Raw genomic sequence first — 19,372 nt, 5'->3', positions numbered from 1 at the left:
GCGCCGTGTCAGGACCCGTACGGGTGCGCCGTGCGGGCGTCCCGCAAGGCATGGGCCCACCAGGCGATTTGATCGAGCATCGCCGCGGCGGCTCCGTCGGGGCCCTCCTCGTCCAGCGGCATGCCGTCCGCGCCGAACCGGTCCCACACGTTGTGGAAGCTCACCGTCTCGCGGACGGTGGTGGCATGCAGCTCGGCGAAGACCTGGCGCAGCTGCTCGACGGCGCGCAGGCCACCGGAGATGCCGCCGTACGAGACGAAGCCGACCGGTTTGGCCCGCCACTCCGCGCCGTGCCCGTCGAGGGCGTGCTTCAGCGCGGCGGGAAAGCTGTGGTTGTACTCGGGGGTGACGACGACGAAGGCATCGGCGGCGGCCAGCCGCGGGGAGAGCGCGACGGGGGCGGCCGCTGGCTCCTCGGAGGCGCGCGGGTCTTCGGCGGGGCGCCGATCTTCGGTGGTGCGCGGGTCTTCGGCGGGGCGGCGGTCTTCGGTGGTGCGCAGGTCTTCGGCGGGGCGGCGGTCTTCAGCGGGGCGGCGGCCGGTCGTGGCGGACCCCTGGGAACCCTCCGCGTGCGGGCTCTCCGCCAGGTCGATGACGTCCACCGTCATGTCACTGCGCGACTCGGCCCGGCGGGCGAACCAGTGGGCGACGGTCGGTCCGAAGCGGCCCTCACGCACGCTCCCGATGATCACGGCGAGCTGCAACGGGGTCTCGGGCATGATGTTCTCCCTGGATCGGCGGACCGCACCGTGCGGCCCGTCACCGGAAGCCTCCGGCCTCAACAATGGTTGAGGTCAAGCCGTCGACCGCCTGGTGGGGAAAGGTGCGGCTCCACGGATGAGGGTCGGAACGGCGCCGTGGGCGGAAGGCGAGGGACGACGCCGTGGGCGGAGCGTCGGGGACGGCGCTGTGGACGGAGGATCAGGGGGTGCGTCGATGATGTGGGAAGCGCCGATGAGGGATCACAGGGACGGCAGCCCTCCCGCGGCCGGAGCAGGAGCCCGGGAGGGAGCCGCTTCGGCGGCACCGGAGAGCGCCGGGGCGGGAGAGCCAGGTGGCGCCGGGGCGGGAGAGCCAGGTGGCGCCGGGGCGGGAGAGCCGGGTGGCGCCGGGGCGGGCCGCACGCTGGCGTTCGCCGAGGTCGACGCGCTCGCCGCGCAGGCGCACGCGGGGCAGACGGACCGGATCGGCGTGCCCTACATCGAGCACGTACGCGCCGTCGCGCACGGCCTCGCCCCGGTCGGTGAGCGGCTGGCCCAGGCCGGGCTGCTGCACGACGTCGTCGAGGACACGGCGTGGACGGCCGAGGGGCTGCTGGCCGCAGGCGTGGCCGCCGACGTGGTGTCGCTGGTCGACGCGGTGACCAAGCGGCCGGGCGTGCCCTACGCCGCCATGGTGCGCGCGCTCGCCGCCGATCCGGACTCCGCCCTGCTCAAGATCGCCGACAACGCCCACAACTCCCGCGCGGACCGGCAGGCGGCACTGCCTCCGGCGGACCGCGCCCGGCTCACGGCCAAGTACCGGGAGGCGCGGGAGGTGCTGTGGCCCGCGGTCGACCGGCGGCTGCTGGAGACCGTGGTGCGCCGGATCAATCCGTCCCTGCTGGACGAAGCGGGCTAGAGGGGCGGACGCGGTGCCCCTGGCCTCCCGGCCGACCGCGCAGGCGTCAGGCCTGCCGGGAGGCCAGGGTGACGACGGTGATGTCGGACTCGGCCCCGACCCGGACCGGCGGGCCCCACGCGCCCGCGCCGCGGGTGACGTAGAGCTGGGTGTCGCCGTACCGTTCCAGCCCCGCGACGGTGGGGTTGGCCAGGGCGGCGAGGTAGTTGCCGGGCCAGAGCTGGCCGCCGTGGGTGTGGCCGGACAGCTGGAGGTCGACACCGTGCCGCACGGCGTCGTGGATCACCACCGGCTGGTGCGCGAGGAGGACGGAGGCGCGCGCGGTGTCCCGGTCGCCGAGGGCCTTCCCGTAGTCCGGGCCCTCCTGCGCGGGGTCCTGGTTCTCGGCCGAGATGTCGTTGACCCCGGCGAGGTCGAACCCGGGCAGCTCCACCCGGGCGTTCTCCAGGGGGTGCACCCCGAGCTCGCGGACGTGGTCGACCCAGGCGGCCGCGCCGGAGAAGTACTCGTGGTTGCCGGTGACGAAGTAGGAGCCGTGCCGGGAGCGGAGGCCGGCGAGCGGCTCGGCGGCGGGCCCGAGGTCCGCGACGCTTCCGTCGACCAGGTCACCGACGATCGCGACCAGATCGGGCTGGGTGCGGTTGATCGCGTCCACGATCCGCCGGGTGTGCGCCTTCCCCAGGATCGGGCCGAGGTGGATGTCGCTGACGACGGCGATGCGGTAGCCGTGGGCGGCGCGGGGCAGCTTGGCGAGGGGGACGGTGACCCGCTTGAGCGCCGGTCCGTCGAGGACGTCGTTGAGCCCGTACCCGACGGTGCCCACCGCCGCCGCGGAGGCCGCGGCGGCGACGGTCCGCGCGACGAACAGCCTCCGGCTGAGCGGCGCCCCGGACGGGCCGGCACCGGTGGACGGCTCGTCGGAAGCGGAAGCGGAACCGGAAGCGGACGTCGAGCCGGAGTCGGAGTCGGGGCCGGCGGCGGGGCCGGAGACGGACTCCGAGTCAGAGGCGGCCGCGGGGACGTCCGAGGCGGTCCCGGAAGCGTCGGAGGCGGTCCCGACGGAAGCGGGTGTCCCGGCGGAAGCGGGTGTCCCGGCGGAAGCGGGTGTCCCGGCGGAAGCGGGTGTCCCGGCGGAAGCGGCCGCCCCGGCGGAAGCCGGCGCCCCGGCGGAAGCGGCCGTCCCGGTGGCCGCGGCTCCGGCCGCGCCCGCCGCTGCGGATGCGGCTCCGGGCGTCGCCCCGGCAGCGACCGGGGCGTCCGCGGGGGCGTCGGCAGCCGGTTCCGGCCGGTCCGGGGCCTCGGGGGCGGCGGCCGGTCCGGCCGCGCCCCGGTCCCGCGGAGCCCCCGCCGCGGTCGCGCGGGCGGCGAGCCCCCGGCGCAGCAGTGGCCGCACCGCCTCCCCCACCAGAAGAGCCAGTGTGAGATAGAGCACCAGCGCGAGCCATAGATAGCCGGGCCAGGCGAGCGCCTGCTCCACCGCGAACGGCACTCCGGCCCGGCCGCCGACGAGCGCGCCGACCGTGGTCAGCGGCAGCAGCACCGCCGCGGCCGTCCCGGCCCGCCGCCCCCGGCCGCCGGGGACGGTCGTGTCCTTCACGAGGCGGCGCCACAGATACCAGTGCACGCCGCCCAGCAGTCCGAGCACGACCGCGGCGACGAGGACGACGACCAGGATCATCCGGTGGCCCTACCCGGCCGACCCGGAGGACGTCACGGACCCGGACGCGGGATCCGGAGCCCCCGCGGCGTCACCGGAGGCCGGCCCGGAAACGGAACCGGCACCGGAACTGGAAGCGGAAGCGGAGGCGGTACCGCCCGCGGCCGATCCGGCATCCCTGCGCAGGGCCCGTACCCCGCGCAGCCCGATCACGCCGACCGCCGTCCCCAGCAGGAACGACGTCACCGCGAGCAGCAGGTGCACCCAGAAGTACGCGGTCGGCTCACCCGCGTCGTCGAACGCGAGGCCACTGCCGTCCTTCCAGAGGTTCTTGACGAATGTGATCCAGATGAACCAGCTCCACACCCCGAAGGCGAGCAGGAACCAGGACACGGGGCGGCTCAGCTTCATGCGTTCCAGTATCACCGGGCGCCCGGAGCGGGGGCCGGTGGGGTGTCTTGGAGCGCGGGTCACACACCGCGGTGTCTCGATGGACACGATCGCCATATATGTTCACCATCGTGCCTGCTTTCCGTACTGCCGCATCCGGCTTCCCGTCCCGACTGCCGTGCCGCGGCGCCGCGTTGACCCTCGCGGTGGCCGCCCTGCTGCCCGCCCTCTCCGCCTCTCCCGCGTCCGCGGCCCCGGCGGACGACAGCCGGAAGGAGAAGGCCCGGCCGCCGGCGAACATGTCGACGGTCGGCGGCGAGCTGCTGGGCCGGCCGGACACCCAGGTACGGCTGAAGGCCGGTGCCCCGAAGCTGCCGGAGAAGAAGCTGTCGGGCCACTCCTGGCTGGTGGCCGACGCGGAGTCCGGCGATGTGCTGGCCGCGCACAACGCGCACTGGCGGCTGCCGCCCGCCAGCACCCTGAAGATGCTCTTCGCCGACACCGTGCTGCCGGGCCTGCCCAAGGACCGGAAGCACACGGTCCAGCCGTCCGACCTGGCCGGCATGGGCGAGGGCAGCAGCCTGGTCGGGGTCAAGGAGCACCAGACGTACACCGTGCACGACCTCTGGCTCGGTGTCTTCCTGCGCTCCGGCAACGACGCGGTCCACGTGCTCTCCGCGATGAACGGCGGCAAGGAGAAGACCGTCCGCGACATGCAGCGGCACGCGACCGAGCTGAACGCCCGGGACACCCAGGTGGTGACCCCGGACGGCTACGACGAGAAGGGCCAGGTCAGCAGCGCGTACGACCTGACGCTCTTCGCCCGCTCCGGGCTGCAGAAGGCGGACTTCCGCGAGTACTGCTCGACGGCCACCGCGCAGTTCCCCGGCGAGCAGAAGAAGACCAGGAAGGGCAAGAAGAAGAAGCGCGAGAGCTTCGCGATCCAGAACACCAACCGGCTGCTCACCGGCGACTTCGGCCTCGACCCGTACAAGGGGATCGCCGGGGTCAAGAACGGCTACACCTCGAACGCGGGGTCGACCTTCACCGGCGTGGCGCAGCGCGGCGACCGGGTGCTGCTGGTGACCGTCATGAACCCCGCCACCCAGGAGCACGACGAGGTCTACAAGGAGACCGCGCGGCTCTTCGACTGGGGCTTCAAGGCCGCCGGGAAGGTCCGGCCGGTCGGCACGCTCGTCCCGCCGAAGAGCGCGGAGGACGAGCAGCCCGCGGCCGGGCACGGCGAGGACCGCCGGGAGCGGACGAACGCCTCGGTCGCCGGCCCGTCCCACAGCGGCGTGTGGACCGTCGCGGGGATCACGGGTGGGGTGCTGGTGGCTCTGGCCGGGGGCGCGCTGCTGGTGCACCGCCGGTGGCCGCTGCCGGATCTGGTGCGCCGCCGGTCCCGGGGCTGACGCCGGGAGCGTCCGCGGGGCCGGGCTCCGGTTCCGGCTCCGCGATCTCCATGTTGCCGCGCTGCGTCGCCGTCCAGGCGGCGCAGTACAGCAGCAGTTTGGCCATGAAGTTGATCCACAGCATCAGGGCGATCGGTACGCCGAACGCGCCGTACATGCTCTTCGCGGCGACGCCCTGCAGATAGCCGCTCAGCAGCAGCTTGAGCAGTTCGAAGCCGATCGCTCCGATCAGCCCCGCGACGACGACCGCCCGCCGTCCGGGGCTCACCTGCGGCAGCCGGGTCAGCAGATAGGCGAGCAGCAGGAAGTCGGCCAGGATCGAGATCGCCACGCCGGCGAGGAAGAGCAGGACGCGTCCGGCGCCGCCCTCGGGGATCCCGATCCGGTCGGCGAGCCAGCCCACGGCGCTGCTGGCGAAGGCCGAGCCGCCCATGGCGACCAGCCCGACCCCGCCGAGGCCCACCAGGACCGCGCCGTCCTTGAGCTTGAGCAGGATCGGATTGCCGGGGTCCTCCTCCTTCTCCCACACGGCGCGCAGGCATTCGCGCATCGAGCCGACCCAGCTCACACCGGTGACGAGCAGCAGGGCGCCGGCGATGACCCCGATGGTTCCGGCGTTGGCGACGAGCCCGTCGAGATCGAGCTGATCGGAGATGCCGGGGACCTGGTCGGCGGCCTTGTCCTTGAGCTCCTGGAGCTGGTGGTCGGTGAGCAGCGCGGCGCCGATGGCGGCACCGACGGTGATCAGCGGAAAGAGCGCGACGAAACTGGTGAACGTGATGGCGGCGGCCAGCCGCGTCCAGTGCACGGTGTCCAACCGCTCGTACGCCCGCCACGCGTGAGTACGCATCAGCCGTTCCATCGCGGGCCCGATCACGGGCAGCCGGGTCAACCACTCCATGGTGGGCGTCTACCCTCCCTCGGCCCGGGCGCTCCTCATTCGGCCCGCGCGTTCCTCGTGTGGCCTGCATCGTCGGTGCGGTGTGGGCGGTCGGTGCGGTGGGTGCGGTGTGGGGCGTCGGTGCCGTTCGGGCGGTCGGTGCCGTGCGGGCCGGGGTTCCCGTGCGGGCCGGTGTTCCCGTGTGGGCCGGTGTTCCCGTGCGGCGCGCGACGGGGCCGGGGCACCGGCCTGCGCGTCTGACCCATCCCGGATCACCCTTTTCGGTGAGTAGTGTGACATGTATTGACATTTTGTCCAGAACGGGCGCTACGGTCACCGGCATGTCCGCCGTCACCGCCTGGCACGCCGACGGAGGCCGCTCCGCTCCCCCGCAGCGTGCGGGCGGGGTCGTCCTCGACATGACCGGTCTCGACCGGATTCACTCGATCAACACCGAACGGGGCGAGGTCGTCTGCGACGCGGGGGTGAGTCTGCACCGGCTGATGGCGGTGGTGCTGCCGCTGGGCTGGTTCGTACCGGTGGTCCCGGCGGGCCGCGGCGGGACGGTGGGCGGCGCGGTCGGCGCGGACGTCCACGGCCGCAACCAGTACGCGGACGGCAGCTTCACCCGCCACGTACGGTCCCTGGAGCTGCTGACCGCCGACGGCTCGATCCGCATCCTCACCCCGCGGGACACCCCGGAGGAGTTCCGGGCCACCGCGGGCGGCCTGGGCCTCACCGGCGCCGTGCTCTCGGCGACCATCCGGCTGCTGCCCGTCGAGACCTCGCTGATCTCGGCGGCCGGGGAACGGGCGAGGGACCTCGACGACCTGCTGGTCCGGCTGACGGAGGCGGACCCCCGGCACCGCTACTCCGCCGCCTGGATCGATCTGCTGGCGCGCGGCGCGGCGACGGGGCGCGGAGTGGTGACCTGCGGCGCCCACGCGCCGCTGGACGCGCTCCCCCGGCGCGCCCTCCGGGCACCGCTCGCCCTCCGGCCGGGCCGGTTCCGGTGGCCGCCCCCGGCGCTCCCCCGCTCCTGGCTCGACGGGCGGCTCGGGCGGACGGTGACCGGCCTGAGCAACGAGCTGTGGTGCCGGGTGGTGCCGCGCGACCGGACCGGCGCCCTCCGGAGGATCCCGGGTTTCTTCCACCCGCTGTACGGCGCCCCGCCCTGGTACCGGCTCCCGACGCGCGGCGCCACGGTGCGGTACGGGTTCGTGGTGGGCCACGACCGGGACGACGCGCTGCGCCGGATCGTCCGGCGGATCTCGCGGCGCGGCTGCTCCTCCGCGGTGGGAGTGCTCCAGCGCCTGGGGCCGGGAGGGGCGGGGCTGCTGTCCTTCCCGGCGGAGGGGTGGGCCATGGCCCTGGAGTTCCCCGCCGATCTGCCGGGCCTGGAGCAGCTGCTCGACACGCTCGACGAGGAGGTGGCGGACGCCGGGGGCCGGGTCCGGCTCGCGGCGGACTCCCGGCTGCGGCCGGAGCTGCTGGCCGCGATGTACCCGGCACTCGACGCGTTCCGCGCGGCCCGCGCACGGCTGGACCCGGACGGGGTGTTCACCTCGGACCTCGCGCGGCGGCTGGGGCTCTGAGCCGTCCGGGCCGTCTGAGCCGGACTCTCCGGGCCGGTGGGGCGGAGGACAGCCGGAGCGCGGGCAGGCTCTCGCTCACGCTGTCGTCGCGGCGTGCGGAGGGGGGGGCGTACGGAGGGGTCAGGGGCGCAGGGAGTGGGTGGCCGATGCCTCGGCCGGTGACGTCTGCGCGGGCACACCCGGACCGTCCCCGAACAGGTACTCGTGCATCATGCGCCAGTGGCCGTCCTCGCCCTGCTCGTAGAGCGCGAAGCCGGACACCGTCCAGGCGGCGGCGTAGTCCGCGAGCTCCTCGTACGCCCGGTCCATCGCCTCCTCCTCGATGCCGTGGGCGACCGTGACATGCGGGTGGTACGGGAACTGCAGCTCGCGGCGGACCGGACCGGAGCGGATCTCTTCCTGGAGATCGCTGCACTCCGGAATGCCCTCGGCCAGCTTGACGTAGACGACCGGGGAGAGCGGGCGGAAGGTGCCGGTGCCGTTCAGCCGCATCGGGAAGGTGCGCCCGGCTGCGGCGACCTCGGCCAGGTGCCGGCGGAAGGCCGGGAGGTCGGCGGGGTCGACCTCGGTGGGCGGGAGGAGGGTGACGTGCGTGGGGATGCCGTGGGCGGCGGGGTCGCCGAAGCCCGCGCGCCGCTCCTGGAGCAGGCTGCCGTAGGGCTCCGGGACCGCGATCGAAACGCCGAGCGTAACGGTCCCCACGTCGTTCTCCTCTGCTTCCGCCGCTGCTGACCAGTGCTGATGCTGCCGCTGTCGTGTTCCGGTGCTGTCGTGTTCCGGTGCTACCGCTGCCGTGTTCTGGTGCTACCGCCGTCGTGCCACTGCCGCCTGTCCTGCCCCTGCCGGTCCGCCGCCGTGGCGCTCAGGGCCAGTGTGGCGGTTCGGCCGGGCCGCCGCGAGCGTCCTCGGTCCTCCGTCCCGGGGCCCAGGGACTCTTGCCACCCGGCCCCCGGCGTGCTCGACGGCGCCCGGCTCAGTGCTTGGCCGGGAGGAATCCGACCCGGTCGTAGGCCTGGGCCAGGGTCTCCGCGGCGACCGCACGGGCCTTCTCGGCGCCCTTGGCCAGGATGGAGTCCAGCGTCTCGGGGTCGTCCAGATATTCCTGGGTGCGGGCCCGGAACGGGGTCACCCACTCGACCATCACCTCGGCCAGGTCCGTCTTGAGCGCACCGTAGCCCTTGCCCACGTACTTCTGCTCGAGTTCGGCGATTCCTGTGCCCGTGAGGGTGGAGTAAATGGTCAGGAGGTTGCTCACCCCCGGCTTGTGCTCCTCGTCGAAGCGGATCTCGGTGCCCGTGTCGGTGACCGCGCTCTTGATCTTCTTGGCGGAGACCTTGGGCTCGTCGAGGAGGTTGATGATGCCCTTCGGCGTGGACGCCGACTTGCTCATCTTGATCGTCGGGTCCTGGAGGTCGTAGATCTTGGCGGTCTCCCGGACGATGTACGGCTCCGGGACGGTGAACGTCTCGCCGAACCGGCCGTTGAAGCGCTCGGCCAGGTCGCGGGTCAGCTCGATGTGCTGCCGCTGGTCCTCGCCCACGGGGACGGCGTTGGCCTGGTAGAGCAGGATGTCCGCGATCTGCAGGATCGGGTACGTGAACAGACCGACGGTGGCCCGGTCGGATCCCTGCTTGGCGGACTTGTCCTTGAACTGCGTCATCCGGGAGGCCTCGCCGAAGCCGGTGAGGCAGTTCATCACCCAGCCGAGCTGTGCGTGCTCGGGGACGTGGCTCTGGACGAACAACGTGCAGCGGTCCGGGTCGAGTCCGGCGCCGAGCAGCTGGGCGACGGCGAGCCGGGTGTTGGCGCGCAGCTCCGCCGGGTCCTGCGGGACGGTGATCGCGTGCAGGTCCACGACCATGTAGAACGCGTCGTGGCTCTCTTGCAGCGCCGCCCACTGGCGGACCGCGCCGAGGTAGTTCCCGAGGTGGAACGAGCCTGCGGTGGGCTGGATACCGGAGAGCACACGGGGACGTTCAATGGCCATGCCGCCCATTCTCTCAGGTGCGGAACCGATCCTCGGTCTCCGGTGTAGGAAAGGTGTGAGGACGCGGAAGGGGAGCCGCATCGGTTCCGACGAGGGCACCGTGATCGCGCGCGTGCGCGCCGGGGAGTGCGAGGCGTACGCCGATCTGGTGCGCGCCCACACCGTGATCGCGCACCGTACTGCGGTCCTGCTGGGAGCGGGAGCGGATGCGGAGGACGTGGTCCAGACCGCCTTTCTGAAGGCCTACCAGTCGCTGGAGCGCTTCCGGGAGGGGGCGTCGTTCCGGCCGTGGCTGTTGCGGATTGTCGCCAATGAGACGAGAAACACAGTGCGGTCGGCGCGGCGGCACCGGACGGCGGTGCTGCGGGAAGCGGCGCTGGCCGAGGCGGAGCCCCTGATACCGGAGTCGGCGGATCCGGCAGCGGCGGCCGTGGCGGGTGAGCGCCGGTCGCGGCTGCTGACCGCCCTGGACGAACTGAGCGAGGAGCACCGCCGGGTGGTGACCCACCGCTATCTGCTGGATCTGGGCGAGGCGGAGACGGCGGAGGCTCTCGGCTGGCCGCGCGGGACGGTGAAGTCCCGGCTGAACCGGGCGCTGCGGAGGCTGGAGCAGTTGCTCGGGGCGGAGACGGCCGCCAGTGATGTGACTGGTGCCAGTGGCATGACTGGTGACGGTGGTGTGACTGGTGCCAGTGGTGTGACTGGTGACGGTGCGGGCGCCGGGCCGACGGGAACCGGAGCGGGGCAAGGCGTAGCGATGGGGCGCGCGGGATCCGCTGCGCGGGCGGCAGGCGCCACCGTGGCGGGACGTGCCCGGCACCGGGCGCGGCGGGGAGCAGGCCGCGGCGCAGGGCCCGCCCCTGGAGGCTCCCGGCCCGGGAGTTCCCGGCCCGGTGCCGAGATCAAGCAGGAGGGCGGCAGGAGGGAACGGGCAACCCAGCGGGGCCCGTTGGGATCCCGGAGGACGCGAGCGGTTTGACGTGCTCCCTGGCCTGAAGTCCAGGGATTCCGGCCGGGGTCGGTTGACCCTTCCGGGGGCTTCCTGCTTCACCGCGCTGTGCGGGCACATGTACCCGTCTTACCGGCGCTCCACAGGCGTTTGACGTCTCCACCCGTCCGGTGGCGACGATACGGCGTCCTTCGGTCAGGACGTTGCAAGCTGCGTTGTGATCACGCTCGTGCACGGCGCCACACCGGCCGCACGTCCACTCCCGGATGTGCAGGGGCTTGGGGCCGTCCCGGAATCCGCACGTTGAGCAGAGCTGGGAGGAGGGGAAGGCCCGGTCCACTTTGGCGAAGGTGCGGCCGTGTTTGGCGGCCTTGTATTCCAGCATGCCGACGAAGGCAGCCCATCCCGCGTCGTGCACGGACTTGGCCAGCCGGGTACGCCCGAGAGCGGACACCGCAAGGTCTTCCACATACACCGCTTGGTTCTCGCGAATGATCTGTGTGGATGCCTTGTGGTGGAAGTCCCGGCGCCGGTCGGTCACCCGTGCGTGCTGGCGTGCGACCTTGATCCGGGCCTTGGCCCGGTTCCTCGACCCCTTCGCCTTGCGGGACAGCTCCCGCTGAAGCCGTCTGAGCTTCTTCTCCGCCCGGCGCAGGAAGCGCGGGGCAGAGATCTTCGTCCCGTCGGAGAGGACGGCGAAGGTGGACAAGCCGAGGTCGATACCGGTGTCGGTCTGCGACTCGGGGAGGGGGGCCGGTTCGGTGTCGACGACGAAGCTGAGGAAGTACCGGCCGGAGCTGTCCAGGGTGACGGTCAGGGAGGTGGGTGCGGCCGGAAGCCGCCGCGACCACCTGACTTTCAGGTTGCCGACCTTGGCCACATACACGGTGCCGTTGGCTTGGAGGGAGAAGGCGTTGGTGTTCAGGCGGATCGACTGCCGACGGTCCTTCTTCGACTTGTACCGAGGCGGCCCGACCCTCCGGCCCTGCCGCTTGCCCTTGAGACTGTCGAAGAAGTTCTTGTAGGCGGTATCCAGGTCCCGCAGGGACTGTTGCAGGACGACCGCCGACACCTCCGCCAGCCAGGCACGCTCCTCGGCGCGTTTGGCCTGGGTGATGCGACGCCGGGACAGCTCGCCCGACGTCACATACGGCAGCCCCGCCGCATGCGCCTCCCTGCGGTCGCGCAGGCAGTCGTTCCACACCACACGCGCGCACCCGAACGCCTTCGCCAAAGCGCGGCGCTGAGAGGCATCCGGGTAGGCCCGGTAGTTATAGCGGAGCTGCATGACCGCGACGCTACTACGACTTGGTCTCATAGATCAGGTGAATGATTACACGCGTGTCAGGCATGTGGTTTCGGCGATGCACGTTCACTTGGTCTTTATGACCAAGTTCCGGCGCGGAGTGTTCGACGATGAGATGCTGGCGCGCTGCGAAGAGATCATGCGGAAGGTGTGTGAGGACTTCGAGGCGGAGCTGACGGAGTTCAACGGCGAACGCGATCACGTCCACCTCCTGATCAACTACCCGCCCAAAGTCGCCGTCTCGAAGCTGGTCAACAGCCTCAAAGGCGTCTCCGCCCGCCGGATACGGCAAGAGTTCACCGGACGGGTCAACCGCGCGATCATGCACGGTCACCTGTGGTCACCCTCGTACCTCGCCGCATCGTGCGGCGGAGCACCACTGGCGACCATCCGCCAGTACATCGAACAGCAACAACGCCACCTCTGACCTGCACGTCAGAGCAGCCTTGACATGCATTCATCCCCGGCGTGAACCCGGTAACAGAGGTGCAAGAGCGGGGCGGAGAGGCCGCACCGCCCGTCGATCAGGAGGACTCATGCACCACACGAGGCACATCAGCGCGTTCACCGGCGTCGGTGTCGGCCCGGAGCTGCTCCTCGGCGCTGATCAGTGCGACGAGTTCCGGACCCTCGGCCGCGAGGGCGGGGTGCGGGAGACCTCGGTCCGGGAGCGGGGCGTGCGGGAGCGGGGCGTGCGGGAGCGGGGCGTGCGGGAGTGCGGGACGGGCGGGAGTGCGGGACGGGCGACGGACGCGGTCATGGATTCCTCCGGGTCGCTCCGCGCAGGTCGGTCACGGCCCCGGGGTGCCCAGGCGGGCGGCACCGCACGGCGATGGCCGCGCACGGCTCCCTCGTGGTCGCTTCCACGTTCGCCGGTCGCCGCGTGCCCGCACAGTCCATGGTCGGTCCCAGCCCGGTCCACAAGTTCCGGAGGGTTTCTTCGCAAACCGCCCGAGCGACGATAGAAATGAGCACCAACCGGCCCCGACACCGAAACGGAGCACCCCCGTGACGACTACGGAACGCAGCATTGCCGCCGCCGAGGCCCACAGCGCGCACAACTACCATCCGCTGCCGATCGTCGTCGCCTCCGCCGAGGGAGCGTGGATGACCGATGTCGAGGGCCGGCGCTACCTCGACATGCTCGCCGGGTACTCGGCGCTCAACTTCGGGCACGGGAACCGGCGGCTGATCGACGCCGCGAAGGCGCAGCTGGAGCGGGTCACCCTCACCTCCCGCGCCTTCCACCACGACCGGTTCGCCGACTTCTGCACCCAGCTCGCCGAGCTGTGCGGCATGGAGATGGTGCTCCCGATGAACACCGGCGCCGAAGCCGTGGAGACGGCGGTGAAGACGGCGCGCAAGTGGGGCTACCGCGTCAAGGGCGTTCCGGACAACCAGGCCAAGATCGTCGTGGCCCGGAACAACTTCCACGGCCGGACGACCACGGTGGTCAGCTTCTCCACCGACCCGGAGGCACGCGCCGACTTCGGGCCGTACACCCCCGGGTTCGAGATCGTTCCGTACGGGGACCTGACCGCGCTCGAAGCGGCGCTCACCGACAACACCGTCGCGGTGCTGCTGGAGCCCATCCAGGGCGAAGCCGGGGTGCTGGTGCCGCCGCCGGGCTACCTGGCGGGCGTCCGGGAGCTGACCCGGGCCCGGGACGTGCTGTTCATCGCGGACGAGATCCAGTCCGGCCTCGGGCGCACCGGGCGGACGTTCGCCTGCGAGCACGAGGGCGTGGTCCCGGACATGTATGTGCTGGGCAAGGCCCTCGGCGGGGGCGTCGTCCCGGTCTCCGCGGTCGTCTCGTCCTCGGCCGTGCTGGGGGTGCACCGCCCGGGCGAGCACGGCTCCACCTTCGGCGGGAATCCGCTGGCGTGCGCGGTCGCCCTGGAGGTGATCGCCATGCTGCGCACCGGCGAGTACCAGCAGCGGGCCACCGAGCTGGGCGACCATCTGCACGCCGAGCTGGGGCTGCTGGTGGGAGGCGGCGCGGTGGAAGCGGTGCGCGGCCGCGGCCTGTGGGCCGGTGTGGACATCGCCCCCGCACACGGCACGGGCCGGCAGATCTCGGAGAAGCTGATGGACCTCGGCGTGCTGGTCAAGGACACCCACGGCAGCACGATCCGGATCGCCCCGCCGCTGGTGATCACCAAGGAGGACCTCGACTGGGGTCTCGAGCAGCTCCGGAGCGTGCTCCGGGGCTGACCGGAGGCACGCGGCGCCGCGCGGGTCCCCGGAACCACGGCGGGGCGGGGATCCGCGTCGGCGACGGGCACCGGCCGGTGGGTGCTCTCCGCACCTGCGGAGGGATCCGCGGAGGTCTCGCGCCTGCGCACGAGTCGGCGGGATCGCCGATGACGGGTGCCCGGCGTCGTGCCGAACAACCCGTCATGGGGATCCCCGCGCACACGGGGATCCCGCGGACGTCACGAGCCGGGCCGCGCCGGGCCAGGCCCGGCCCTGCCTGGCCTGGCCCTGCCTGGCCTGGCCCTGCCTGGCCTGGCCCTGCCTGGCCTGGCCCTGCCTGGCCTGGCCCTGCCTGGCCTGGCCCTGCCTGGCCTGGCCCTGCCTGGCCTGGCAGGGCCTCGCCTGGCCTCAGAGGATGACGTGCGGCAGGAAGCGGGCGTACTCGTCCGTGATCAGGCCCGACGACTCACGGATGCCGAGTCCCGCCGCCTCGTCCTCGACGACCCATGCGCCGAGCACCACCCGGTTGCCGTCGAAGTCGGGCAGCGGGGCCAGTTCCTGGTAGCAGCAGGCCTCGTCGCGGGGCGTCGCGGGGGCGCCGGGTTCGTGCACGGTGATGCCCGCACCCTCGCGCCCCAGCAGCGGCTTGGCCACGTACCCGGAGGTGGCCGCCAGTTCGCGGGGGCCGTCCAGGTAGGCGGGCAGCAGGTTCGGGTGCCCCGGGTTGAGCTCCCACGCCACGGCGAGCAGCGCCTTGTTCGAGAGCAGCATCTTCCAGGCCGGTTCGATCCAGAGCGTGCTGCCGGTGCTTCCGCCGTTGTCGAGGGTGTCCACCACGTTGCGCCCGAAGCCGTCCGTGGTCAGCCACTCCCACGGATAGAGCTTGAAGCAACTGCGGATGAACCGGAGCCGCTTGTCGACGAACCGTCCGGAGAGCCGGTCCCAGCCGATGTCCTCCATGGAGATCGCCTCGGTCTCCAGCCCGGCCTGCTCGGCGGTCTCGCGGAGGTAGGCGACCGTCATCAGGTCCTCGCCGAGCTCGTCCCCCGCGGAGTGCGCGAAGTGGACGGGTGCGCCGAGCGGCAGCAGGGCCGCCTGCCGCTTCCAGGCGTCCACCAGCCGTTCGTGCAGCGAATTCCACTGGTCGGCGCCGGGGAACCGGTCCTCCATCCAGAACCACTGCGCGCTGGCCGCCTCCACCAGGGAGGTCGGGGTGTCGGCGTTGTACTCCAGCAGCTTCGCCGGGCCGCTGCCGTCGTAGTGCAGGTCGAACCGCCCGTAGATGCTGGGCTGTTCGGACCGGCGGCGCCAGGACTCGGCGACCTTCTCGGCCACCCGGGCATCGGTGATGCCCAGGTCGGCGAAACGCTTCTGCTCGACGATGTGCTCCGCGGCCGCCAGGCACATCCCGTGCAGTTCCTCGACGACCTCCTCCAGGTTCTCGACCTCGGGAAGGGAGAACGCGTAGTAGGCGCTCTCGTCCCAGTAGGGGCGCAGCGAGTCGTCCGGGTAGCGGGTCAGCGGATAGATGACCCCCTGCTCCTCGACCGCGGCCTGCCAGTCGGGGCGGGGCGTGATGGTGTGGCGTCGCATGGGCGGTGCTCAGCCGCCGCTGCTGCCGTGGCCGGAGCCATGGCCGAAGCCTCCGCGTTCCACCGAGGAACCGCCCTTGGAGCCGCCGGACGAACCGCCGGACGAGCTGTGGGACCGGTCGAAGTGGCCGTCCTCGGCCCAGCCGTTCTCGACGTCGGCGTCGTAGTACCAGGCGGCGTCGCGCCGGGACCGGGACTTGGCGGACGTCGTGCCGGAGCACTGCTTGGTGTCGACGACCCGGTATCCCTTGTCGTACTCGTAACTGTCGCGGTCCACGCACCGCTTGTCGGGCTCGGAGCCGCAGGCGGTGAGCACTGCCGCGAGGGCGCCCATGCTGCCCAGGATCACCGTGCCGGACCGTACTCGGCGTCGTGCGTCTGCCATGTCGTTCATCCCCGTCGTGTTCATGCCGATCGAACAGGGGTCAGCGTAGGGGCTGGGTCGCCGCGGGCCGCGGCCGGGTGGCCCGGCCTCCCGTCCGGCGCCGCTCCCCCGGCTCGTCTCCCCTGCACCGGCTCCTCCACCCCGTCCCCTCCGCCCCGGAGTCAGGCCCGGCCCAGGCCACGGCCCGCGCCACCGCCGAGAGCCACCCACGGAATCCACCCACGGGAGCCGCCACCGGCACCACCCCGAGGACCGGGCGCCCGCACCCTTCAGGGCAGCACCCGGCAGAGCGCCTCGACCGCGGCGCCGAACGCGTGGTCGGCCGGGGCTCCGTAGCCGACGACCAGACCGTCGGGGCCCTCCTCGGTGGTGTCGTAGCGGTAGCGGTGCAGCCCCTCGAGGGCCAGCCCCTGCCACGCCGCGGCCCGGACCACGGAGTCCTCGGTGCCCGGCGGGAGTTCGAGTACCGCGTGCAGGCCCGCGGCGACGCCGGTGACCGCGATGTGCGGGGCGCGCTCCGCGACGGCCGCGACGAGCTGGTCGCGGCGCCGCCGGTAGCGCAGCCGCATGCCGCGCAGATGGCGGTCGTAGGCCCCGCCGGTGATGAACTCGGCGAGGGTGAGCTGGTCCAGGGTGCCGGTCATCTGCTCCGCGGGGTTCTTGGCCGCCAGCACCTCCCCCACCAGGTGCTGCGGCAGCACCATCCAGGCCAGCCGCAGCCCGGGAGCCAGGCTCTTGCTCGCCGTGCCCAGGTAGACCACCCGCTCCGGGTCCAGCCCCTGGAGGGCTCCCACCGGCTGGCGGTCGTAGCGGAACTCGCCGTCGTAGTCGTCCTCCAGGATCAGCCCGCCGGTGCGCCGCGCCCAGTCGACGACGCCGGCCCGGCGGTCCGGCGACAGCGGCCGGCCCGTGGGGAAGTGGTGTGCCGGAGTGAGCAGCACCGCGCCCGCCTCGGGGACGGACTCCAGCTGCCCGACCCTGGTCCCGTGCTCGTCCTTGGGCAGCGGCACGGTGCGCAGCCCGGCGCTGGTGATCAGATCCCAGTGGAAGTCCAGACCGTAGGAGTCGACCGCGACCGTGGTCAGGCCCAGCGCCGCCAGCGCCCGGCCGACCAGCATCAGCCCCTGGACGAAGCCGGAGCAGATGACGATCCGGTCCGGGGCGGCCCGCACACCGCGGGCCCGCCCCAGATAGTCGGCGAGGGCCCGGCGCAGTTCGGGGCGCCCGGCCGGGTCGCCGTAGCCGAACGCCTCGCCCGGTGCGGTGGACAGCGCCCGGCGTGCCGCGGAGAGCCAGGCGGAGCGCGGGAAGGCCGAGACGTCGGGCGAGCCGGGCATCAGGCTGTGCACCGGCCGCGGCGGCGCGCCGCGCAGTCCCGGGCGGGAGGCACCGCCACTCGGCGCGGCCCCGGAGCGCTCGGCGCCACCGGGCCTCCCCGTCCCGCCACCAGGAGTCCCGCGACCGGGAATCCCGCCACCAGGAGCCCCGCCACCGGGAATTCCGGCACCGCCACCGGGCCGCCCCACCGGTTCGGCCCGCCGGGCGACCCGGGTGCCGGATCCCTGGCGGGCGGTGAGCCAGCCCTCGGCGACGAGTTCGCCGTAGGCGTCCGCCACGGTGTTCCGCGCCAGCCCGAGGTCGGCGGCGAGGGACCGGGACGACGGCAGGCGGGTGCCGGGCGTCAGCCGGCCGGAGCGGACCGCGTCCCGCAGGGCGCCGATCAGCGCGTTGCGCACTCCGGAGGTCCCGCGCGGCGGCAGGTCCAAATGCAGGTCCGCCCCGAAAGTGGCCCATGTTTCCCCCATGAGAATGGACCATACTCCTAGGCCACTGTCCCCATAGCGTGATCCCCATGACAACGGACACCACGGCCCCCACGACCGCCACCACCGCCACCGGCACCCACGGCCCGCGGATGAACCTCGCCGACGTCGCCCCCGAGGTCTACCAGGCCATGGTGGCGCTCGAACGGGCCTCCAAGCAGGGCATCGACCCGACCCTCGCCGAGCTGGTGAAGATCCGCGCCTCGCAGCTCAACCACTGTGCGTTCTGCCTGGACATGCACACCAAGGACGCCCGCGCCGCCGGTGAGCGCGAGGACCGGATCTTCCTCCTCAGCGCCTGGGAGGAGGCGACCGGCTACTACACCGAGAAGGAGCGGGCAGCCCTGGCACTGACCGAGGCGGTCACGGTCCTCACCGACGGCTTCGTGCCGGACGCGGTGTACGCGCGGGCGGCCGAACAGTTCGAGGAGGCCGAACTCGCCCGGCTCATCAGCATGATCATCACCATCAACGCCTGGAACCGGATCGCCGTGACGACCCGCGCCCAGCCGGGCGCCTACCGGCCCGGGATGTACGCGTGACGACCCCGGCCGCACGCTTGCGGGCACTGCACCACGGGCGGACGCCGGACGATCCGCTCGTCCTGCCCGGCCCCTGGGACGCGGTGAGCGCCCGCGCCTTCGAGGAGGCGGGGTTCCCGGCCCTGGCGACCCCGAGCGCGGGGGTCTCGGCGACTCTGGGGTACGAGGACGGCGGCGGCACCCCGCCCGACGAGATGTTCGCCGCGGTCGCCCGGATCGTCCGGTCCGTCGACGTCCCGGTCTCCGCGGACATCGAGACCGGCTACGGGCTCCCGCCGGCGGAGATCGTGGAACGGCTGCTGGAGGCCGGGGCCGCGGGCTGCAACCTGGAGGACTCCGCACCGGACGGCACGGGGCTGGAGGACGCCTGCCGGCAGGCGGACCGGCTGGCAGCGGTGCGGGAGGCCGCGGGCGACGCCCTGGTGATCAACGCCCGGGTCGACACCTTCCTGCGGGGCGACCGCGGCCCGGACGAAGCGATCGCACGCGGGCGGCTGTACGCGGCGGCCGGCGCGGACTGCGTGTACCCGATCCTCGCGCCGCCCCGGCTGCTGCCGGAGCTCGCCGCGGGGATCGGCTGCCCGCTCAACGCCCTCGCGGTACCCGACGGCCCGTCACCGCGCGAGCTGGGCGAACTCGGCGCCACCCGGGTCACCTTCGGCGGCGGCCTGCACGCCCGGGCGGCCGCCGCCGTACGGGACCTCGCACGGTCACTGCGCACGGACCAGCTCTCACGTACGACGGCCCCGGAGGGGCCGACCGCGGACAAGACGTAACAGCACCGGGTCAAACCCGGCGACGACCAAGAGACTGTTCCCGGCTCAACGGCGAAGAGCGTCAGCCGCGGACAAGACGTGGCGGTGGCGGCCGCGGGGACGGCGACGGCCGAAAGGCTGTTCCTGGCTCAGCGGCGAAAGGAGTCAGCCGCCGACGAGACGTGAGGGTGACGGGGCCGCAGGGGTGGGGGGTTCCGGAAGCTGCCGTGTATTTGTGGCCCCCAGGGCCGTAAATATACGTTCCGGAACCCCCCACCCC

General features: G+C 72.7%; 16 protein-coding genes, 2 pseudogenes and 1 riboswitch. Of the genes and pseudogenes, 8 read left to right on the top strand and 10 right to left on the bottom strand.

The genetic code is table 11. The features are described from left to right. Positions 1 to 8: 8 nt before the first annotated feature. Positions 9 to 719, bottom strand: coding sequence for an NADPH-dependent FMN reductase (locus tag ABT112_RS18890; protein WP_502975389.1), 711 nt, complete (start codon positions 717 to 719; stop codon positions 9 to 11). A 235-nt stretch (positions 720 to 954) separates the two neighbouring features. On the opposite strand from ABT112_RS18890, the gene ABT112_RS18885 reads away from it, so the two are divergent. Beyond that, positions 955 to 1,620 (top strand): HD domain-containing protein, encoded by a 666-nt coding sequence (locus ABT112_RS18885; protein ID WP_502975388.1) that lies wholly within the window; start codon positions 955 to 957, stop codon positions 1,618 to 1,620. Positions 1,621 to 1,666: 46 nt separating this feature from the next. On the opposite strand, the gene ABT112_RS18880 is transcribed toward ABT112_RS18885, so the two are convergent. Beyond that, complete coding sequence (locus ABT112_RS18880; RefSeq protein WP_351510966.1) at positions 1,667 to 3,298, bottom strand: metallophosphoesterase; 1,632 nt, start codon at positions 3,296 to 3,298, stop codon at positions 1,667 to 1,669. 159 nt (positions 3,299 to 3,457) lie between these two features. Next, positions 3,458 to 3,688 (bottom strand): annotated as a pseudogene (locus ABT112_RS18875) (SCO4848 family membrane protein); the annotation flags it as partial. 98 nt (positions 3,689 to 3,786) lie between these two features. On the opposite strand from ABT112_RS18875, the gene ABT112_RS18870 reads away from it, so the two are divergent. Next, positions 3,787 to 5,082 (top strand): D-alanyl-D-alanine carboxypeptidase family protein, encoded by a 1,296-nt coding sequence (locus tag ABT112_RS18870; protein ID WP_351510964.1) that lies wholly within the window; start codon positions 3,787 to 3,789, stop codon positions 5,080 to 5,082. Here the strand turns inward: ABT112_RS18870 and ABT112_RS18865 are convergent. Then, complete coding sequence (locus ABT112_RS18865; RefSeq protein ID WP_351510962.1) at positions 4,985 to 5,983, bottom strand: YihY/virulence factor BrkB family protein; 999 nt, start codon at positions 5,981 to 5,983, stop codon at positions 4,985 to 4,987. The genes ABT112_RS18870 and ABT112_RS18865 overlap by 98 nt on opposite strands. A gap of 320 nt (positions 5,984 to 6,303) precedes the next feature. Here ABT112_RS18865 and ABT112_RS18860 point away from each other — a divergent pair, with 320 nt between their 5' ends. Beyond that, entirely contained in the window at positions 6,304 to 7,557 is a 1,254-nt protein-coding gene (locus ABT112_RS18860; protein ID WP_351510960.1) for an FAD-binding protein, read from the top strand. Positions 7,558 to 7,677: 120 nt separating this feature from the next. Here the strand turns inward: ABT112_RS18860 and ABT112_RS18855 are convergent, their stop codons facing one another. Continuing rightward, positions 7,678 to 8,259 (bottom strand): 2'-5' RNA ligase family protein, encoded by a 582-nt coding sequence (locus ABT112_RS18855; protein WP_351510958.1) that lies wholly within the window; start codon positions 8,257 to 8,259, stop codon positions 7,678 to 7,680. A 271-nt stretch (positions 8,260 to 8,530) separates the two neighbouring features. Then, the gene (trpS, locus tag ABT112_RS18850; RefSeq protein WP_351510956.1) at positions 8,531 to 9,544 is read right to left on the bottom strand and encodes a tryptophan--tRNA ligase; all 1,014 of its coding nucleotides are present in this window, start codon (positions 9,542 to 9,544) and stop codon (positions 8,531 to 8,533) included. Between trpS and ABT112_RS18845 the strand changes: the two are divergent. Beyond that, a pseudogene (locus ABT112_RS18845) lies at positions 9,543 to 10,163 on the top strand (RNA polymerase sigma factor); the annotation flags it as partial. The gene trpS and the pseudogene ABT112_RS18845 overlap by 2 nt on opposite strands. A 283-nt stretch (positions 10,164 to 10,446) precedes the next feature. Here the strand turns inward: ABT112_RS18845 and ABT112_RS18840 are convergent. After that, positions 10,447 to 11,781 carry an RNA-guided endonuclease InsQ/TnpB family protein gene (locus tag ABT112_RS18840; protein WP_351510954.1) on the bottom strand — a complete coding sequence of 445 codons (1,335 nt, stop codon included), beginning with the start codon at positions 11,779 to 11,781 and terminating at the stop codon, positions 10,447 to 10,449. Here ABT112_RS18840 and tnpA point away from each other — a divergent pair. Continuing rightward, entirely contained in the window at positions 11,780 to 12,226 is a 447-nt protein-coding gene (gene tnpA / locus ABT112_RS18835) for an IS200/IS605 family transposase (protein WP_502975387.1), read from the top strand. The genes ABT112_RS18840 and tnpA overlap by 2 nt on opposite strands. A 372-nt stretch (positions 12,227 to 12,598) precedes the next feature. Further along, positions 12,599 to 12,689, bottom strand: a riboswitch (ZMP/ZTP riboswitch). A 118-nt stretch (positions 12,690 to 12,807) separates the two neighbouring features. Next, positions 12,808 to 14,013 (top strand): ornithine--oxo-acid transaminase, encoded by a 1,206-nt coding sequence (gene rocD / locus ABT112_RS18830; RefSeq protein WP_351510952.1) that lies wholly within the window; start codon positions 12,808 to 12,810, stop codon positions 14,011 to 14,013. Positions 14,014 to 14,403: 390 nt separating this feature from the next. Here rocD and ABT112_RS18825 read toward each other — a convergent pair whose 3' ends face one another. The 3 genes from ABT112_RS18825 to pdxR form a co-directional block, all read right to left on the bottom strand. After that, a complete protein-coding gene (locus ABT112_RS18825) occupies positions 14,404 to 15,588 on the bottom strand; it encodes a glutathionylspermidine synthase family protein (RefSeq protein ID WP_351510950.1) in 1,185 nt (394 codons plus the stop codon). Between the two features lie 9 nt (positions 15,589 to 15,597). Next, positions 15,598 to 15,972, bottom strand: a complete 375-nt coding sequence (locus tag ABT112_RS18820) for a hypothetical protein (protein WP_351510948.1) — start codon at positions 15,970 to 15,972, stop codon at positions 15,598 to 15,600. Positions 15,973 to 16,241: 269 nt separating this feature from the next. After that, positions 16,242 to 17,777: a MocR-like pyridoxine biosynthesis transcription factor PdxR gene (gene pdxR / locus ABT112_RS18815; protein WP_351510946.1), complete on the bottom strand. Its 1,536-nt coding sequence runs from the start codon at positions 17,775 to 17,777 to the stop codon at positions 16,242 to 16,244. A 47-nt stretch (positions 17,778 to 17,824) separates the two neighbouring features. Between pdxR and ABT112_RS18810 the strand changes: the two genes are divergently transcribed. After that, positions 17,825 to 18,337: a carboxymuconolactone decarboxylase family protein gene (locus ABT112_RS18810; RefSeq protein WP_351510944.1), complete on the top strand. Its 513-nt coding sequence runs from the start codon at positions 17,825 to 17,827 to the stop codon at positions 18,335 to 18,337. Continuing rightward, a complete protein-coding gene (locus ABT112_RS18805) occupies positions 18,334 to 19,113 on the top strand; it encodes an isocitrate lyase/PEP mutase family protein (protein ID WP_351510942.1) in 780 nt (259 codons plus the stop codon). The genes ABT112_RS18810 and ABT112_RS18805 overlap by 4 nt, the downstream gene beginning before the upstream one ends. The last annotated feature ends 259 nt before the right edge of the window (positions 19,114 to 19,372 follow it).

Source organism: Streptomyces sp. NPDC002055 (genome assembly GCF_040296705.1).
In the GTDB taxonomy this organism is placed as follows: Bacteria; Actinomycetota; Actinomycetes; order Streptomycetales; family Streptomycetaceae; genus Streptomyces.
This window is presented reverse-complemented; position numbering and strand designations above follow the sequence as displayed.

Bases quoted from the DNA above. Each gene is read 5' to 3' on its own strand.
- ABT112_RS18890 (WP_502975389.1), bottom strand. From the start codon at position 719: ATGCCCGAGACCCCGTTGCAGCTCGCCGTGATCATCGGGAGCGTGCGT.
- ABT112_RS18885 (WP_502975388.1), top strand. From the start codon at position 955: ATGAGGGATCACAGGGACGGCAGCCCTCCCGCGGCCGGAGCAGGAGCC.
- ABT112_RS18880 (WP_351510966.1), bottom strand. From the start codon at position 3,298: ATGATCCTGGTCGTCGTCCTCGTCGCCGCGGTCGTGCTCGGACTGCTG.
- ABT112_RS18870 (WP_351510964.1), top strand. From the start codon at position 3,787: ATGTTCACCATCGTGCCTGCTTTCCGTACTGCCGCATCCGGCTTCCCG.
- ABT112_RS18865 (WP_351510962.1), bottom strand. From the start codon at position 5,983: ATGGAGTGGTTGACCCGGCTGCCCGTGATCGGGCCCGCGATGGAACGG.
- ABT112_RS18860 (WP_351510960.1), top strand. From the start codon at position 6,304: ATGTCCGCCGTCACCGCCTGGCACGCCGACGGAGGCCGCTCCGCTCCC.
- trpS (WP_351510956.1), bottom strand. From the start codon at position 9,544: ATGGCCATTGAACGTCCCCGTGTGCTCTCCGGTATCCAGCCCACCGCA.
- tnpA (WP_502975387.1), top strand. From the start codon at position 11,780: ATGACCGCGACGCTACTACGACTTGGTCTCATAGATCAGGTGAATGAT.
- ABT112_RS18840 (WP_351510954.1), bottom strand. From the start codon at position 11,781: ATGCAGCTCCGCTATAACTACCGGGCCTACCCGGATGCCTCTCAGCGC.
- ABT112_RS18825 (WP_351510950.1), bottom strand. From the start codon at position 15,588: ATGCGACGCCACACCATCACGCCCCGCCCCGACTGGCAGGCCGCGGTC.
- ABT112_RS18820 (WP_351510948.1), bottom strand. From the start codon at position 15,972: ATGGCAGACGCACGACGCCGAGTACGGTCCGGCACGGTGATCCTGGGC.
- pdxR (WP_351510946.1), bottom strand. From the start codon at position 17,777: ATGGGGGAAACATGGGCCACTTTCGGGGCGGACCTGCATTTGGACCTG.
- ABT112_RS18810 (WP_351510944.1), top strand. From the start codon at position 17,825: ATGACAACGGACACCACGGCCCCCACGACCGCCACCACCGCCACCGGC.